15 protein-coding genes are annotated in these 15,820 nt (G+C 71.3%); 8 read left to right on the plus strand and 7 right to left on the minus strand.

All coding sequences use genetic code 11. The features are described from left to right. Nucleotides 1–3: 3 nt before the first annotated feature. The 4 genes from JJQ90_RS11035 to JJQ90_RS11050 all read right to left on the minus strand — a co-directional run bounded on the left by JJQ90_RS11035 (nt 4) and on the right by JJQ90_RS11050 (nt 4,334). Nucleotides 4–771: an ABC transporter permease gene (locus tag JJQ90_RS11035; RefSeq protein ID WP_216875344.1), complete on the minus strand. Its 768-nt coding sequence runs from the start codon at nt 769–771 to the stop codon at nt 4–6. Beyond that, entirely contained in the window at nt 761–1,531 is a 771-nt protein-coding gene (locus tag JJQ90_RS11040) for an ABC transporter ATP-binding protein (RefSeq protein WP_216875347.1), read from the minus strand. Before JJQ90_RS11040 ends, JJQ90_RS11035 begins: the two co-directional genes overlap by 11 nt. A gap of 65 nt (nt 1,532–1,596) precedes the next feature. After that, nucleotides 1,597–3,012: a glutamine synthetase family protein gene (locus JJQ90_RS11045; protein ID WP_216875350.1), complete on the minus strand. Its 1,416-nt coding sequence runs from the start codon at nt 3,010–3,012 to the stop codon at nt 1,597–1,599. Then, complete coding sequence (locus JJQ90_RS11050) at nt 3,009–4,334, minus strand: aromatic ring-hydroxylating dioxygenase subunit alpha (protein ID WP_216875352.1); 1,326 nt, start codon at nt 4,332–4,334, stop codon at nt 3,009–3,011. Before JJQ90_RS11050 ends, JJQ90_RS11045 begins: the two co-directional genes overlap by 4 nt. Nucleotides 4,335–4,441: 107 nt before the next feature. Between JJQ90_RS11050 and JJQ90_RS11055 the strand changes: the two genes are divergently transcribed. From JJQ90_RS11055 to JJQ90_RS11075, 5 genes are all read left to right on the plus strand, one after another. Beyond that, nucleotides 4,442–5,242 (plus strand): IclR family transcriptional regulator domain-containing protein, encoded by an 801-nt coding sequence (locus JJQ90_RS11055; RefSeq protein WP_216875354.1) that lies wholly within the window; start codon nt 4,442–4,444, stop codon nt 5,240–5,242. A gap of 85 nt (nt 5,243–5,327) precedes the next feature. Beyond that, nucleotides 5,328–6,569, plus strand: coding sequence for an NAD(P)/FAD-dependent oxidoreductase (locus tag JJQ90_RS11060; RefSeq protein WP_216875356.1), 1,242 nt, complete (start codon nt 5,328–5,330; stop codon nt 6,567–6,569). After that, the gene (locus JJQ90_RS11065; protein ID WP_216875358.1) at nt 6,569–8,395 is read left to right on the plus strand and encodes a hydantoinase/oxoprolinase family protein; all 1,827 of its coding nucleotides are present in this window, start codon (nt 6,569–6,571) and stop codon (nt 8,393–8,395) included. Before JJQ90_RS11060 ends, JJQ90_RS11065 begins: the two co-directional genes overlap by 1 nt. Continuing rightward, a complete protein-coding gene (locus JJQ90_RS11070; protein ID WP_216875360.1) occupies nt 8,392–9,990 on the plus strand; it encodes a hydantoinase B/oxoprolinase family protein in 1,599 nt (532 codons plus the stop codon). The genes JJQ90_RS11065 and JJQ90_RS11070 overlap by 4 nt, the downstream gene beginning before the upstream one ends. Then, nucleotides 9,987–10,955, plus strand: a complete 969-nt coding sequence (locus JJQ90_RS11075; RefSeq protein ID WP_216875362.1) for a tripartite tricarboxylate transporter substrate binding protein — start codon at nt 9,987–9,989, stop codon at nt 10,953–10,955. Before JJQ90_RS11070 ends, JJQ90_RS11075 begins: the two co-directional genes overlap by 4 nt. A 12-nt stretch (nt 10,956–10,967) precedes the next feature. Here JJQ90_RS11075 and JJQ90_RS11080 read toward each other — a convergent pair whose 3' ends face one another. Beyond that, nucleotides 10,968–11,279: a putative quinol monooxygenase gene (locus JJQ90_RS11080; RefSeq protein ID WP_216875364.1), complete on the minus strand. Its 312-nt coding sequence runs from the start codon at nt 11,277–11,279 to the stop codon at nt 10,968–10,970. 196 nt (nt 11,280–11,475) lie between these two features. Next, a complete protein-coding gene (locus tag JJQ90_RS11085) occupies nt 11,476–12,231 on the minus strand; it encodes an SDR family NAD(P)-dependent oxidoreductase (protein WP_216875367.1) in 756 nt (251 codons plus the stop codon). A 141-nt stretch (nt 12,232–12,372) separates the two neighbouring features. Between JJQ90_RS11085 and JJQ90_RS11090 the strand changes: the two genes are divergently transcribed. From JJQ90_RS11090 to JJQ90_RS11100, 3 genes are read left to right on the plus strand one after another with little or no spacing between them, the layout of a single operon-like run. Beyond that, a complete protein-coding gene (locus JJQ90_RS11090) occupies nt 12,373–13,356 on the plus strand; it encodes a phosphatidate cytidylyltransferase (protein WP_216875370.1) in 984 nt (327 codons plus the stop codon). After that, on the plus strand, nt 13,353–14,069 hold the full coding sequence (locus tag JJQ90_RS11095) for a lysophospholipid acyltransferase family protein (protein ID WP_216875372.1): 717 nt from the start codon (nt 13,353–13,355) through the stop codon (nt 14,067–14,069). Before JJQ90_RS11090 ends, JJQ90_RS11095 begins: the two co-directional genes overlap by 4 nt. Then, nucleotides 14,066–14,641, plus strand: coding sequence for a CDP-alcohol phosphatidyltransferase family protein (locus JJQ90_RS11100; RefSeq protein WP_216875374.1), 576 nt, complete (start codon nt 14,066–14,068; stop codon nt 14,639–14,641). Before JJQ90_RS11095 ends, JJQ90_RS11100 begins: the two co-directional genes overlap by 4 nt. 5 nt (nt 14,642–14,646) lie before the next feature. Here the strand turns inward: JJQ90_RS11100 and JJQ90_RS11105 are convergent, their stop codons facing one another. Continuing rightward, entirely contained in the window at nt 14,647–15,804 is a 1,158-nt protein-coding gene (locus JJQ90_RS11105; RefSeq protein WP_216875376.1) for a sensor histidine kinase, read from the minus strand. Between the last annotated feature and the right edge of the window lie 16 nt (nt 15,805–15,820).

Genomic DNA, 15,820 nt, shown 5'->3' on the forward strand with positions numbered 1-15,820 from the left:
TTGTTATGCGTTGCGATTCTGCCAATGCAGCGCCCGGCGTTCGAGGGCGGCAAAAATGCCGTTCAGCGCCAGGCCGAGCACGGCGAGGATGACCAGCCAGGCATACATCTGGCGGATCAGGAAGCTGCGCTGCATGTCGAGGATCAGGAAGCCCAGCCCACCCTCCCCGGCCAGCATCTCGGCCAGCACCGCCAGCACCAAAGCCAGGCCCAGGCTGATGCGCATGCCCGCCAGCACGAAGGGCAGCGCGGCCGGCAGCACCAGGTGCCACAGCGTATGCGCCGTGCCCCAGCCATGGGTGCGCGCCGCGTCCAGCATCACCCGGTCGACGCCGCGCACGCCCTGGAGGGTGTTGAGCAGCACGGGGAAGATCACCACCAGCGCAACGGAGGTGACCTTCATGGTGAAGCCGATGCCGAGGAACAGCATCAGCGGCGGCACCAGCGCCGATTTCGGCACCGGCCGCACCAGTTCCACCAGCGGTTCGAACAGCCGGAAGGCCGCCGGCCACCAGCCCATGGCGGTGCCGAGCACGATGCCTATCAGCGAGCCGATGGCAAAGCCGGCGAAGACCAGCTTCAAGGTCGCCATCAGCGGTTCCACGAATTCCCCGCTGGCCAGAAGATCGAACAGCGTGGCGCCGATAACGGAGGGCGGCGGCATCAGCACGCGGCGGATCATGCCCGCCTGCACCGCCGCCTCCAGCCCCGCGATCAGCAGCGCCAGCACGGCGAGCCCCGGCAGGATGGCACGCAGCCGGTCAAGCAACATGGCGCGTCATCAGCCGGTCCAGCAGCGCATGGCGCAGTTCCAGGAAGCGCGGCAATTCGCGCGTCGCCACGGGGTCGCGCGGCCGGTCGATGCCGACCTCGATGATCTCCGCCACCGTGGTCGGGCGCGGCGTCAGCAGGGCGATGCGGTCGGCAAGCGTGATCGCCTCCTCCACATCATGCGTCACCAGCAGCACGGTCAAGCGGCGGCGCGTGCAGATCTCCAGCACCAGCGCATGCAGATCGAGCCGCGTCAGCGCATCCACGGCGCTGAAAGGCTCGTCCATCAGCAGCAGGGCCGGTTCCGCGGCCAGGGCGCGGGCGATGGCCACGCGCTGCTGCATGCCGCCCGAAAGCTGCCAGGGGTAATGGTCGCCGAAGCCGGCCAGGCCGACCTGTTCCAGCGGCGCTTCCGCCGCCTCCCGCGCCCGCTTGCGGCCCAGGCGGTGTTCGGTGGCGAAGGCGACGTTGTCGCGCACCTTGCGCCAGGGCAGCAGCGACCGGCTGTATTGCTGGAAGACATAGACCGCTTCGGGCGGTGGCGCGGTGATCGGCCGGCCGGCGACGCGCACGACGCCAGAGGTCACCGGCAGCAGCCCCGCCGCCATCTGCAACAGCGTGGACTTGCCGCAGCCCGAGGGGCCGAGCACCGCCATGAACTCGCCCGCCCGCACATCCAACGAGACGCGATCCATGATCCGCGCCGGCGGACCGCCACGCGTCGGGAATTCCTTGGTGACCGCATCCAGCTCGAGGAGCATCCGCTTCCTTTCCAGTGAGCCGTGCGGCGTTTCCGCAGGCGGGGTCGTTGCCCCGCCCGATCCCGTCAGAAGAGTTCGAAATACTCGCGATGTTCCCATTCCGAGACCTCGGTCTCGAAGCGGGCGATCTCCGCGCGCTTCATGCGCGCGAAATAGTCGATGAAGCCGGCACCGAAGGCATCCCGCGCCGCGTCACTGTCCTCCAGCGCCGCAATCGCCTCCGCCAGGCTGCGCGGCAGCAGCGGTGCCTCGGTGTCGTAGGGCGTGTCGGCCGGCGGGCCGGGGTCGCGCTGGGCGGCGATGCCTTCCAGCCCGTAGGCAAGTTGCGAGGCGAGGTAGAGATAGGGGTTTGCCGCCGGCTCCCCCACCCGGTTCTCCAGCCGCGTCGCCGGATCGCCCGGCGCGCCGAGTGCGCGCACCATCACGCCGCGGTTGTCGATGCCCCAGATGGCACGGTCGGGCGCCAGCGACATCGGCCGGTAGCGCCGAAAACCGTTGATGGTGGGCGTGGAAAAGGCGGAGGCCGCGCGCGCATGGTGCAACAACCCACCGAGGAAATGCCGCGCCGTGTCCGACAGCAGCGTGTCTTCGCCGATGAAGGCGTTGCGGCCGTCGCGGACCAGCGACTGGTGCAGGTGCCAGCCGCTCGACATCACATTCGGGATGCGCGGGCGGCACATGAAGGTGGCGTGGTAGCCATGCCGCCGCGCCACCTGCTTCACCGCGCTGCGGAACAGCACCATGGCGTCGGCGCTGGCCAGACCGGATTGCGGGCCGAAGGTGAACTCCACCTGGCTCGGCCCATATTCCACCTCCATCGAGCGCAGGGGAAGGCCCAGCGCCTGGATGTCACGGCGCAGGATTTCGAGGATGGGGTCGAGTTGGTCGTAGCGCAGCTCGGTCAGGTAGTTGTAGCCCTGCGTCAGCAGGGCGATGTCCGGCGGCGTGCCCGGCTGCCCCGCATCGCTGGGCGCCAGCTTCGGGTCGGTCAGGCGGAACAGGTGGAACTCCACCTCCAACCCGGTGACGTAGTCGAATCCCTGCTCCGCAGCCCGGGAAAGCTGTTGGCGCAGCAGGTGGCGCGTGCCGAGTGGCACCGGGCGGCCATCGGCGAAATAGGCGTCGCAGAGAATCCAGCCGGTATGCGGCGCCCAGGGCAGGATGCGGAAGGTGCCGGGGTCCGGGATCAGCAGCGCATCCGCCGCGCCCTCCATCGCCTTCTCGCCCATCGCGCCGCCCGCCGCCCACACCGGAAACACGGTGCGATGCGACGAATCCTTCAGCAGCAGCGTGGTGGTCATCGCCACGCCATTGGCCAGCGCACCCCTGGCCTCGCTGGCCATGATGGTCTTGCCGCGCAGGATGCCGTGCTGGTCGGGGAAGGCGAGGCGCAGCACGCCGAGGCCGGCGGCCTCGATCTGCCGCAGGATCTCGACGCGGTCGGCTTCGGCGTGCAGCCCGTGCCGCTGAACAAAACTCATTCGGCGGCGAGTGCCGGCGGGGCCCAGGGGGCGGCGCCGCGGCGGCGTGCCACCGCTTCGCGCCAGCGCGTCTGCCATTCGGCGGCGGGCGACATGGTGTCGATGGTGGCAGGCCCCACGATGCCCGATGTCGTCACGGCGTCCTGCATCAGCGCCGGCAGCTTGCCTTCCTCCATCGCCGCCATGGCGCGCATCAGCAGGCGGCGATTGGCGGCGATCGCCTTGTCGGTACTCGCCAGATTCTCCCGCGTGCGGTCCTGGATGGCACCTTGCGATTCAACGGCCCATTGGTCGTGGACGTTGATATCCTCGCCCATGCCCGTATAGGTCTCGCGCGCCTGTTCCTCCGGGTCGAAGCCGTAGTCGTTATGGGCGCCGAGTTTCGGCAGGTAGTCCGGCAGGCTGTAGGATTCCAGCCGCTGCGCGCGCATCTGCGCCTTGTCCACGGGCTTGGCGAAGCTGGTGAAGATCGCGACCCAGTAGGTATGCGTGTCATCCACCGGCATGTGCCATTGGGTGATGGTCATCTCCGCGCTCATCGGAATCACGAAGGCCTGCGGGAAGACCAGGTTGGTCACGCGCACATGGGTGGTCGCCTCGTTGATGCTGCGCAGCGCCGTCACGCGCAGGCCGTAATCGGTGTTCTCCACCTCGATCCGCGGTCGGGCATATTCGCGCAGCACATAGGTCATCGGCAGGTCGGAACCGTCGGAAGTGGCGCGGAACTGCTTGCCATAGGCCTCCGCCGCGTCGCCATCCTCGAAGAAGCGATGCAGGAAGCTGGCATGGGCGGGGTCGATGCCGACTTCCAGCGCCTGAAGCCAGTTGCAGGAGATCAGGCCCTTGAAGGCGAAGACATGCGTGTCCGGCGCGGTGAAGCAATCCAGCGCCGGAAAGGGCGGCGCCGCACCCTCGCCCAGGAAGGCGAAGACGATGCCGCTGCGCAGCTCCACCGGATAGGAGCGCTGGCGGATACGGGTGCAGAGCGTGCTTCCCTCCGCCTCCGCCGGCGTGTCGAGGCACTTGCCCTGCACGTCGAACAGCCAGCCATGGAAGGGGCAGCGCAGCCCGCCATCCTCCAGCCGCCCGAAAGCGAGGTCGGCGTTGCGATGCGGGCAGTCGCGGTCGAGCAGGCCGAGACGCCCCTGCTCGTCGCGGAACAGCACGAAGTCCTGCCCCAGTGCGCGCACGGCCCGCACCGGCCGCTTCGCCTCCAGCTCGTCCACCAGGGCGATCGGCTGCCAGTATTGCCGCAGCACGCGCCCGCCCGGCGTGCCGGGACCGACGCGGGTCAGGCGTTCGTTGTGTTCGGCGGAGATCATGGCGGCGGCGGCTCCGGCAGCAGTGTTCACTGACCGAACACTTGTGCGATAGAGTAAACAAAGCCGCGGGCCGCCGGCAAGCGGGAGATTGAGGGAATGGGAATCCAATGCCGCGCCTGAAGGCCGAGGATGCGGAACGCCGGGAAGCCGCGGGCCATGGACCGGATTTTCTCGAGGCCCTGGCGCGTGGCCTGGCCGTACTCCAGGCCTTCGGGCCGGAGCGCCGACAGATGACGCTGGCCGAGACGGCGCGCGTTGTGGACCTGCCGCGCGCCACGGTGCGCCGCGCGCTGCACACGCTGGTCACGCTCGGCCATGTCGAAAGTGACGGGCGGCTGTTCCGGCTGACGCCGCGCGTGCTGCGGCTGGCCTCCGGCTATCTCGGCGCCAACGGCCTGTCCGCCATCCTGCAACCGCGCTGCGAGAGGCTGAGCGCCGAGGTCGGCGCGCCCTGCTCGGCCGCGGTGCTGGATGGGGGCGACATCGTCTTCATCGCCTATGGCCAGCCGGCGCGCCTGCTCAATCTCACCACCATGGTCGGCCTGCGCCTGCCCGCCTTCTGCACCGCGTTGGGCCGCGTGCTGCTGGCCGGACTGCCAGAGGCGGAGATGGACGCGGTGCTGGCACAGCACCCGCCCTTCGCCGTCACGCCGCAGACGGAACTCGACCCGCTGCGCATCCGCAAGCGCATCGCCAAGGCGCGCAGCGACGGCTTTGCATTGGTGGACCAGGAAGCCGAGCAGGGCTTTCGGTCGCTTGCCGTACCGCTGCGACGGCATGATGGGCGCGTGGTCGCCGCGCTGAACATCGGCATGCACAGCGAACGCGGCACGGCCACGGTCTTGCGGGACAGCTACCTGCCGCTGCTGCGCGCGCAGGCCACCGACCTCGCGCCGCAATTGTTGTGACCTTGTTGCGCGCCGCGCGCAACGCGGGTTAGCATTCCGCACAGCGGTTCGGTCTTCGAACACCGCCAGGCCCCAGGGACCCAGCATGCGCATCGCGGTGATCGGCAATGGCATCGTCGGCACCGCCACCGCGGCTTGGCTGCAGCGCGATGGCCACCAGGTCACGTTTGTTGATCCGCTCGGCCCGGCGGAGGCGACCTCCTTCGGCAATGCCGGCTCGCTCTCCCCCTCCGCCTGCCTGCCAGTCGGCATGCCGGGGATGTGGAAGAAGGTGCCGGGCTGGCTGCTGGATCCGCTCGGGCCGCTCGCCGTGCGCTGGTGGTACACGCCCGTGGTCGCGCCCTGGCTCGCGCGCTTCCTCAAGCATTCGTCGCGAGAGGAGGTGGTGCGTATCGCCACGGCACTGCGCGGCTTGTTGGCGCCGATCTTCGATTGCTACGAGCCACTGCTGCAACGTGCCAATGCCAGCGGTCTGATGCGCCGTTCCGGCTGCCTCTATGTCTACTCCGGACCCGAGGCCGCGCGGCAATGGGCCTGGGGGATGAACCTGCGCCGTTCGCTCGGCGTCGAGATGCGCGACGTGGCCGAGGACGAACTCGTGGCGCTGGAGCCCGACCTGAAAGGCCGCTTCCGCTTCGGCATTCTGGCGCCCGAGAATGGCAGCACGCTCGACCCCGCCGCGATGACGCGCGCGCTGTTCGAGCAATGCGAACGCGACGGCGCCCAGGTGCATCGCGCCCGCGTCAGCGGCTTTCGCGTCAAGGGCGGTTCCGTCCATGCGCTGGAATTGGAAGGCGGGGAGACGCTGGAGACGGAAGGCGTGGTGCTGGCCGGCGGCGCCTGGTCCGCGAGGCTCGCAAACCAGCTCGGCCCACGGATCCCGTTGGAGACGCAGCGCGGCTATCACGTGACCGTCGGCAGCAACAACCTGGCGCTGCGCCACACCGTGATGGCGGTGGAGCACAACCTGATGGTGAACCCCATGCGGATGGGTCTTCGCCTCGCCGGCTCCGTTGAATTCGCCGGCCTCCACGCCGCGCCGGATTATCGCCGCGCCGCCATGCTGCTGGCCCGTGGCCGCGAGATGTTTCCGCATCTGGATACCAGCCAGACCAGCGAATGGATGGGCCATCGCCCCTGCCTGCCGGACAGCCTGCCGGTGATCGGCCGGGCGCCGCGCGTCGACAATGCCTGGTTCGCCTTCGGCCATGGCCATATCGGCATGTGCGGCGCGGCCAGCACGGGGCGCGAAGTGGCGCATCTGGTCGCCGGCCGCGATCCGGAGATCGATCTTTCGGCGTTTGCGCCGACGCGCTGGTCGTGGTGATGCAGGGGTGGAGTGTCGCCATCGATCTCGGCGGCGATTTTTCCGACCTTTTTGCGAGTGCGCCGGACGGCCCACCGCGGATGCTGAAACACCCCGCTTCCACGGCGCCACTGGCCGAAGCCATCGGCGCACTGCTGGCGGAGGCCGGCATCACGCAGATCGCGCAGCTTCGCATCGCCACCACGCTCGCGACAAACGCCCTGGTCAGCGGCCGGGCCGGGCCGGTGGCGCTGGTGGCGACGCGGGGCTTTGTCGATGTGCCGGATCTCGGCCGGCAATCGAAGCGTGACCCGATGGATGAACGGCCACCGCCGCCCACGCCACCAACCCTGTCACCCGCGGCGCTGCGCATGGAGGTCGGCGGCCGCATCGATGCGACGGGCGCGGAGGTCGAGCCGCTCGATGAACTGGAAGCGCTACGCGCCCAGATCGCCAAGCTGCCGGCGAACACGCCCGTCGCCATCAGCCTGCTCTTCGCGCCGCTGAATTCCGCCCATGAGCTGGCCGTGGCAGAAGCCATCGCGGCGGAGCGTCCCGACCTGCCGCTGTCGCTCTCGCACCGCGTCGATCCGGGCCTGCGCGAATTCGAACGCACGCTCGCCACACTGGCCGATGCCGCGCTGAAGCCGCTGCTGGCCGGGCGCTTCGACGGGGTCCTGCCCGCCCCCTGGCTGCTGCGCGCGGAAGGCGGTCTGGCGCCACTGGCGGAGGCCCTGGCGCAGCCCCTCGGCCTCGCTCTGTCCGGCCCCGCCGCCGGGGCGCGCGCCGTTGCCTTCTGGGCGCAAGGCGAGGACGCCATCGGCCTCGACATGGGCGGCACGACCACGGAGATCAGCCTGGTCCGCGCCGGCACGCCGCTGACGGCGCGGGAGATCGGCCTGGGCGCGCTGCGGCTGCGCTGCCCGGCGCTGGATGTGGAAAGCCTGGCCATGGGTGGCGGCACCACGGTCACGCTCGACGCCGGCAGGCTGCGCTTCGGCACCCCCGCGCGCCCGGCCTGCCGTGGCGGCAGCGCGGCGACGCTGACCGATGCGGCGCTGCTGGCCGGCTGGCTGCCCGGCACGGCGCCGGGACTGGCGCTGGATGCGGCGGCCGCCCGAACCGCGCTGGTCGCGGCGCTGGGCACGGAGCAGGTCGCGCCGGTGCTGGAACTGGCGGAGGCCAGGGTGGCGGATGCGCTGCGCCGCATCGCGCTGCGCCGTGGCCTGGACCCGACCCGCGCCTTGCTGGTGGCCGGCGGCGGCGCCGGGCCGCTGCATGCCGCCGCCATCGCCGCCCGCATCGGCGCCCGCCGCGTGCTGGTGCCGCCCGCGCCCGGGTTGCTTTCCGCCTTTGGCCTGGCCCTGGCCCCGGCCGCGGCGAGCCTGGAGGCGCCCTGCGACCTGCCCTTGGCCGATATCGCCACGCTGGAGCCCCAGGCAGCCGCCCAGGCGGCGGCGCTGACCACCCGGCTCGCGGCCTGGGTCTGCCCCGCCACGCCGCACCACAGTCTCGCCATGGCCTATGCCGGCCAGTCGGAGCCCCTGACCCTGGCCTGGACCTCGGGCGAGCCGCCGGAGGCGCTAGCGGCGCGTTTCGACGCCGCCCACGCCCTGCTGCGCGGCCATGCCCCCGGCGGCGCGCGGCGCATTCTCGCTCAAAGCTGCGTCGCGCAGGCCGCGCTCGGCCTGCCACCCACGCCGCCTTCGCCACCGCCCACGAGGTCCCGCGAACTGCCGGATGGCACGATGCTGCAGGACGGGCCGGACGCCACGCTCCGCATCCCGCCCGGCTGGCGCGCCACCCCGCGCGCCGATGGCGCGCTGCTGCTGGAAGCCGCGCCATGAGTCTCGCCGAGGCCGCCGCCCGGGAAATCCTGCATCTGGCGCTCGAAAGCGTCGCCGACCGCATGCAGGACAGCCTGCTGGCCAGCGCCCTGTCCCCGGTGGCGCGGGAGGGTATGGACTGCGCCGCCGCCCTGTTCCTGGCGGATGGCCGCGTGCTGGCCCAGGCCAATTCGCTGCCGCTGCTGCTCGGCGGCATGATCCCCGCCATCGCCGCCCTCTGCCGCGCCTTCCCGCCCGCCACGCTGGCGGAGGGCGACGGGCTGCTGCTGAACGATCCCTGGTCCGGCGGCACGCATCTGCCCGACCTGATCCTGGCGCGGCCGGTCTTCGCGCAGGGCCGCGTGGTGGCCTTCGCCGCCACCATCCTGCACCACCAGGATGTCGGCGGCATCGCCCCCGGCTCCGTCCCGCCGGATGCCCAAAGCATCTTCCAGGAGGGGCTGCGCCTGCCGCCGGTGAAGTGGCGGCATGCGGGGGTGGAGGATGCGGGCATCGCCACCATCCTCGCCGCCAATACCCGCACGCCGCACATGCTGGCCGGCGACCTGGCCGCGCAATGGGCCGCCGTGTCCCTGGCGGCGCGGGAGGTGGCGCAGCTCGCCACCGCCATGGGTACCGAGACCTTCGTCACCGGCTGCGAAGCGCTGCTGGTCGAATCCCGCGCCTTGCTGGCCGCCGCCCTGGCCGCCCTGCCGGAAGCCGAGGCCAGCGCCGAGGATGCCCTGGAAGGCGATGGCCTCAGCGCCGGCGCCGTGCCCATCCGCGTCACTCTGCGCCGCCTGCCGGGGCCGCGCCTCGCGGTCGATTTCACCGGATCGGCGCCACAGACGGCCGGGCCGGTCAACGCCGCGCCTTCCGGCCTTTTGGCCGCCTGCTTTTGCCTGCTGCGGCGGATCGCCCCGGGGGCGGCGGCGAATCATGGGTTGCTGGACTTGTTGGACCTGCACCTGCCGGAGGGCAGCCTGGTCAATCCGCGCTTCCCGGCGGCGGTGAATGCCCGCACGGCGACGGTGAAACTGGCCTGCAACGCCCTGTTCGCCGCCCATGCCCGGCTTTCGCCCGCGCCGGCCGCGGCACCCAATGCGGGGGTGGCCGTGGTGCTCTCCATCGGCGGCACCGATGGCGCCGGCCGGCGCTGGATCTTCACGGAGATTGTCGCGGGCGGGTCCGGCGGGCGGCCGGATGGGCCGGGGCTGCCCGGCCTTTCCGCCGATGTCTCCAACGCCCGCAACCTGCCCGGCGAAATGCTGGAATCGGTGGCGCCGATCCGGGTGGAGGCGATCGAGCGCCGGCGCGGCTCCGGCGGCGCCGGGCGGCATCCCGGGGGCGATGGCGTGCGGCGGGTCTACCGCCTGCTCTCGGGCACGGCCGAAATCTCCTATCGCGGCGAGCGGCACCTGGCCGGCGCGCCGGGGGCGCAGGGCGGTGGCCCGGGCGCCCCGGCGGCGGCGCGGCTGGTCCGACTGGACGGCACACCCCACCCCCTGCCCTCCAAGGCGCGCATCGCCTGGGCGGCCGGGGAGCGCTTCATTCTCGAAACCGCGGGCGGGGGCGGCTGGGGCCCCGCGCAACAACAGGGAAGCTTCACAAAATGACCCTTACCCGTCGCACTCTCGGCACGGCGCTCGCCGCCGGCCTCGCCGCGCCAGCCCTGGCGCAGTCCTGGCCGAGCCGCACCATCCGCATCGTCGTGCCCTTCCCGCCCGGCGGCAGCACCGATGTGCTGGCGCGGCGGCTGGCGGAGAAGCTGACCGCGGCGCTCGGCCAGACCGTGGTGGTGGAAAACCGCCCCGGCGCGGGTGGCACCGTCGGCGCCGATGCCGTGGCGAAATCCGCGCCCGATGGGCACACGCTGCTGATGGGCGTCACCGGCAGCAATGCCATCGCCGGCAGCCTGTTCCGCAACCTGCCCTATGACCCGGCGACCTCCTTCGCGCCGCTGTCGCGGGTGGTCTCCGCGCCGCTGATCCTGGTGGTGAACAAGGACAGCCCCGCCCAGGACCTGGCCGGCTATATCGCGGCGGCCAAGGCGGCGAATGGCGGGCTGACCTATGCGACGCCGGGCAATGGCACCTCCATGCACCTGACCGGGGTGATGTTCGGCCAGGCGGCGAAGGTGGAGCTGACGCATGTGCCCTATCGCGGCTCCGCCGCCGCGCTGACGGACCTGATCGCCGGCCAGGTGCAGTCGAGCTTCGCGGATTTCCTGGTGGCCCTGCCGCAGGTCCGCGCCGGCGCCATCCGCCCGATCGCCGTCACATCGCCGGCCCGGCACCGCCTGCTGCCGGAGGTGCCGACGATGCAGGAGGCCGGGCTGCCGGGCTTCGCCGCCACCTCCTGGCAGGGCCTGTTTGCCCCCGCCGGCACGCCGGCCCCGGTGCTGGCCAGGCTGCATGCGGAGGTGGCGCGGGCCATGACCTCCCCCGAGATCCAGGACAGTTTCGCGGCCCAGGGCTTTACCGTGGAAGCCACCACCCCGGCCGATTTCGACGCCTTTGTCCGGGCCGAGGTCGCGAAATGGGCGGTGGTGGTGCGCGAGGGGCGCGTCAGCCTGGATTGACGGCGGGCTGGATCACCCAGCCGGGCTCAGCACATGGATGACCCGGCTGGCGATCATGTCGCGCACCTTGGCGCCATAGGCCTTCATATGCGGCGCGGCGCCATGGGCGGCGAGCGTCGCCGGGCTGGACCACTTCTCCACCACGACGAAGCTGTCCGGCCCGATCGCGGTCTGGATCGCGCCGATGCCTTCCGCATCCACGGCCGGGCCGTATTCCAGGCAGCCTTCCTCGGCCAGGACGGCCGGCATATTGGCGCGGAATTCGGTCAGCACCGCCTCCCGCATTCCGGGCTTCGTGGTGATGAAGGCGAGCACATGGATCATCCTGGCATTTCCCTCTTTGTCCCGGCAGCAAGGCAGGGCGCCGGGTCGCCGTCAATCATACCAACGACCCTTCCGCGTGACCGCGTCGGGCCGCCCTCACACGCCGGGCGGAAACCTCCGGTTTCCTTGGCTTCGCCGCATAAGCGGCGGCGGCCATTCGGCCGCTCGGACCGGTCGAGAAACCGGCCCGCTGTTATCAGATCAGCCCGCCATTCACATGCAGCACCTGGCCGGTGACATAGCCGGCGCCCGGCGAGGCGAGATAGGCCACCGCCTGGGCCACATCCGTGGGCGTGCCCAGCCGGCCAAGCGGAATCCGCGCGCGCACCGCGTCCCATTGCGCCTGGGTCATGGCGCTGTGGCCGCTGGCATCCTTCTGGGTGAAGCCGGGCGCCACGGCATTCACCGTGGTGCCGCTGGCCGCCGCCTCCACCGCCAGGGCGCGCACCAGCGCCTCCACCCCCGCCTTGGCGGCCGCCGTCGCCGGGAAGATCGTCGCATCGGTGCGGAAGACATGTGCGACGAAGGAGGAGATGGCGACCAGCCGCGGCGCCTCGCCCCGCGCCAGCACCGGCATCGCCGCCTGCGCCAGCCGCAGGAAGGCCCAGAGCACCGTGTCCATCGACCGCGCGAAGGCGGCTTCCGTCAGGCTGGCCACGGGGGTGCGGTCGGCGAAGCCGGCATTGGCCACCACCACATCCAGCCCGCCGAAGCGTGCCTGCGCCCGTTCCACCAGCGCCGCGGGCATGGCGGGGTCGGCGATGTCGCCCAGCATCACCTCCGCCACGCCGCCCGCCGCGCGCACGGCCTGCGCCACGGCCTCCGCCCCCGCCTCGTTTTTCCGCGTATGCACCAGGATGGACGTGCCCGGCCCGGCCAGCGCCCGGCAGCAGGCGGCGCCGATGCCGCTGGCAGCGCCAGTGACCAGGATGGTGCGGGGGCGGCTGGGCATGGGGGACTGGACTCCGGCGAAATATGTCGCGCAACAGGCCATATCGCGCAGCCGATGGAAACACTGTGACCGGCCCTGCCGCTATCCCCGCCGATGCCGCTCCGTCATGCTGGCACCGACATTTCGGGAGAACCACCGCCGATGCGCGGATGGGACATCGCCTTCGGCCATCCGGTGACGCAAGGGCTGGTCGCCGCTACCATCGGCATCCTGCTGCTGGCCGCCGCCGTGATTGGCGCCTTGACCGTCACCGGCCGCGCCAGCCCGGCGCTGCGCCGGGAATTGTGGCTGCGCCTTGCCTCCTGGGCCGTGCTGCTGCCGCTCATCATGGCGCCGATCCTGCTGGGACGGGAATGGGTGATCGCGGCGGTGACGTTGCTCGGCCTGGCCTGCCTGCGGGAATATGACCGCGCCACCGGCCTGTTCCGCGAGCATTGGCTGGTGGCGGTGGTGGTCCTCGGCATCCTGGCGGTGAATTTCGCCGCGCTGGATCACTGGTATGGCTTCTTCGTCGCGCTCTGGCCGCTGACGGTGACGGTGATCGCGGTCGCCTCGATCCCGCTGGACCGGCCCGCCGGCTATATCCAGCGCACGGCGCTCGCGATCTTCGCCTATATGCTGTTCGGCGCCGGCCTCGCGCATCTCGGCTACATGGCGAATGATCCGAACTACCGGCCGCTGCTGCTGTTGCTGGTGCTCGCGGTCGGGCTGAACGACGTGGCGGCCTTCACCAGCGGCAAGCTGATCGGCGGCCGGAAGCTGCTGCCGGCCACCAGCCCGAACAAGACCCTGTCGGGCGCGCTGGGCGCCCTGGTCTGCACCACGCTGCTGGTCGCTTATGTCGCCGGGCTGATCTTCGAAGGCACGCCGATGGACAGCACCTGGAAGCTGCTGGCGCTGGGCGCGCTGGTCAGCATCGGCGGGCAGGCCGGCGACCTGATGCTGTCCTCCATCAAGCGCGACATCGGCATCAAGGACATGGGCGTGCTGCTGCCCGGCCATGGCGGCATATTGGACCGCTTCAACAGCCTGCTGCTGGTGGCCCCCGCGACCTTCCACCTGATCCAGTTCTATATCGGCTGGGGCCTGGACGCGCCGACCCGCATCCTGACGGGCGGACCATGAGCGACTGGAAGATCAAGCCGGCCCGCGACCTGGGCCTGCCAACGGCGGAGCGGCTGCGCAGCCATGGGCGGGAGGCCGGGCTGGTCGGCGGGCTGCTGCAAGGCGGCTGGCGGCGCCTGGTCCGCCTCTACATGGCCGTGATGCACCGCTTCGCGGTGACCGGGCGGGAACACCTGCCGCCGCCACCCTTCGTCATCGTCGCCAACCATGCCAGCCATCTGGACGCGCTGGCGGTCGGCGCCGCCTTGCGCGGCCCGGCGGCACGACGCGCCCATGCGCTGGCGGCGGGCGATACCTTCTTCACCTCCACCCCCATGGCCGCCTTCGCCGCCTATGCCATCAACGCCCTGCCGGTCTGGCGCCGCCGCACCCGGCCGAAGGACCTCGCGACGCTGCGCGCACGGCTGGAGGAGGATGGGCTGGTCTTCATCCTGTTCCCCGAGGGCACCCGCTCGCGCGACGGCGCCATGGCCGCCTTCCAACCCGGGCTCGGTGCCTTCGTCGCCGGCTCCCCCGTCCCGGTGGTGCCCTGCTGGCTGGAGGGCGCCCATGCCGCCTGGCCGCCGCAGCGCCGCTGGCCACGGCCCGGCCGGCTGCATCTGCATATCGGCCCACCGCTGTCCTTCGCCGAGACGCCGCAGGACCGCGCCGGCTGGACGCAGGTCGCGGCACAATGCGAGGCCGCGGTGCGCGCGCTGGAGCCCCGACGATGAGCCTCTACAGCCTGAAACCCCGCTTCCAGGCGCTGCTGCGCCCCATGGTCGGGCGCCTCGCCGCCGCCGGCGTCACCGCCAACCAGGTGACGCTGGCCGCCGCCATCGGCTCCGTCGCGCTGGGGGGCGTGCTGCTGCTGGCCTCCCCCGCCTGGTTCCTGCTGCTGCCGCTCTGGCTGCTGCTGCGCATGGGACTGAATGCCGTGGATGGCATGCTGGCGCGCGAACATGGGCAGAAAAGCCGGCTCGGCGCCTATCTGAACGAGCTGGGCGACGTGGTCTCCGACGCCGCGCTGATCGCCCCCTTCGCGCTGATCCCGCCCTTCGGCCCGGCCTGGGTCGGCCTGGTGGTGGTTCTTTCCGTCATCTCGGAATTCGCCGGCGTGCTGGGCGCGGAGCGTCGCTATGACGGGCCATTGGGCAAAAGCGACCGCGCGCTGCTGTTCGGCGCGCTCGGCCTCTGGGTCGGGTTGGCGGGCGCGCTGCCGGCGCTGGCCTATTGGATCATGCCGGTGCTGGCGGCGCTGCTGGCCGCCACCACGGTCAATCGCGTGCGCGCCGGGCTTCGGTAGTCAGACTACCCGCCATTGCCCGCGGGCGGCGGCGCCAGTGTGGCGACGAAGCGGAAGCCACCCTCCGGCGGCCGTTCCGCCGCCAGCCCGCCGCCCCGCAGCAGCGTCGTCAGGATGCGCATGCCGAGGCCGCCCTTGGCCTGGTCGAAGCCGGGGGGCGGCCCATCGCCCTCATCCGCCACCACCAGCGTGCCGCCGCCGGTCAGGGCCGCGATCTCGAAGCGCAGCGTCACGGTGCCGCGGCCGTATTTGAAGGCGTTGGTCACCAGCTCCGTCGCCACCAGGCCGAGGGTCGTCACCCGGTCGCCGTCCCAGACCGCCTCCTCGCTCGCCGGTGTCACCTCCAGCGCCAGGGGACGGCCGCCATCGCCAACGCCGAGCGAGGCGCGCAGATCCTCCACCAGCCCGCGCAGATAGGTGGCGACCACCACCAGCCCGATGGCCGGGCCGGAAAACAGGCGTTCATGCACCGCGCCGATGGTCATGATGCGCCGCGCGGCCTGTTCAAGCTGCCGCTTCGCCTCCGGATCCTCCACCTCCCGCAATTGCAGGCGCAGCAGGGTCTGGGCGATCTGAAGGCTGTTCTTGACGCGGTGATGCGCCTCCCGCGTCAGCAGGTCGCGGTCGCGGCGATCCCGGTCACGGTCGATGGCCAGGCCCACGACATTGGCCAGGGATTGCAGGAAGGCGACATCGCTTTCGGAGAATTCCTCCTGCGCATCGCGGCTGTCCACTTCCAGGACGCCGAAGGGTGGTGCGCCGGCCTCGCCGCGGATCAGGACGTTCACCGCGCGGCGCACGCCGTGCTCCACCATCAGTTGCGGGGTGCGGAATCGCCCCTCCCCACCCAGGTGGTTGGAGATCACCGGCGCACCGGTGCGGAGCGCGAAGCCGGCGGGGGAGGCGAGGTCGGTGCCAAAGCGCACCACCCCGATCACATCCGGCCCCCAGCCCACGCCCGCGACGATCAGCAGGCATTGCTCGCCCGGCAGGTGCTGCAGGACCTTGGCGAGATCGGTATCCAGACCTTCCGATGCGGCCCGCGCCGCATCCTGCAACAGCCCGTCCAGCCCGGCACCGCGCAGGGCTTCCCGCCCGAAGGCGGAGATGAGCTGCTGCTGATGCAACCGGCGGCGCAGTTCCCGCGCGGTCTCACTGGGCATCAGTGGAAATCCATTG

This window comes from Falsiroseomonas oleicola, assembly GCF_019029495.1.
GTDB lineage: Bacteria > Pseudomonadota > Alphaproteobacteria > Acetobacterales > Acetobacteraceae > Falsiroseomonas > Falsiroseomonas oleicola.

Bases quoted from the DNA above. Each gene is read 5' to 3' on its own strand.
- JJQ90_RS11035 (WP_216875344.1), bottom strand. From the start codon at position 771: ATGTTGCTTGACCGGCTGCGTGCCATCCTGCCGGGGCTCGCCGTGCTG.
- JJQ90_RS11040 (WP_216875347.1), bottom strand. From the start codon at position 1,531: ATGCTCCTCGAGCTGGATGCGGTCACCAAGGAATTCCCGACGCGTGGC.
- JJQ90_RS11045 (WP_216875350.1), bottom strand. From the start codon at position 3,012: ATGAGTTTTGTTCAGCGGCACGGGCTGCACGCCGAAGCCGACCGCGTC.
- JJQ90_RS11050 (WP_216875352.1), bottom strand. From the start codon at position 4,334: ATGATCTCCGCCGAACACAACGAACGCCTGACCCGCGTCGGTCCCGGC.
- JJQ90_RS11055 (WP_216875354.1), top strand. From the start codon at position 4,442: ATGCCGCGCCTGAAGGCCGAGGATGCGGAACGCCGGGAAGCCGCGGGC.
- JJQ90_RS11060 (WP_216875356.1), top strand. From the start codon at position 5,328: ATGCGCATCGCGGTGATCGGCAATGGCATCGTCGGCACCGCCACCGCG.
- JJQ90_RS11065 (WP_216875358.1), top strand. From the start codon at position 6,569: ATGCAGGGGTGGAGTGTCGCCATCGATCTCGGCGGCGATTTTTCCGAC.
- JJQ90_RS11070 (WP_216875360.1), top strand. From the start codon at position 8,392: ATGAGTCTCGCCGAGGCCGCCGCCCGGGAAATCCTGCATCTGGCGCTC.
- JJQ90_RS11075 (WP_216875362.1), top strand. From the start codon at position 9,987: ATGACCCTTACCCGTCGCACTCTCGGCACGGCGCTCGCCGCCGGCCTC.
- JJQ90_RS11080 (WP_216875364.1), bottom strand. From the start codon at position 11,279: ATGATCCATGTGCTCGCCTTCATCACCACGAAGCCCGGAATGCGGGAG.
- JJQ90_RS11085 (WP_216875367.1), bottom strand. From the start codon at position 12,231: ATGCCCAGCCGCCCCCGCACCATCCTGGTCACTGGCGCTGCCAGCGGC.
- JJQ90_RS11090 (WP_216875370.1), top strand. From the start codon at position 12,373: ATGCGCGGATGGGACATCGCCTTCGGCCATCCGGTGACGCAAGGGCTG.
- JJQ90_RS11095 (WP_216875372.1), top strand. From the start codon at position 13,353: ATGAGCGACTGGAAGATCAAGCCGGCCCGCGACCTGGGCCTGCCAACG.
- JJQ90_RS11100 (WP_216875374.1), top strand. From the start codon at position 14,066: ATGAGCCTCTACAGCCTGAAACCCCGCTTCCAGGCGCTGCTGCGCCCC.
- JJQ90_RS11105 (WP_216875376.1), bottom strand. From the start codon at position 15,804: ATGCCCAGTGAGACCGCGCGGGAACTGCGCCGCCGGTTGCATCAGCAG.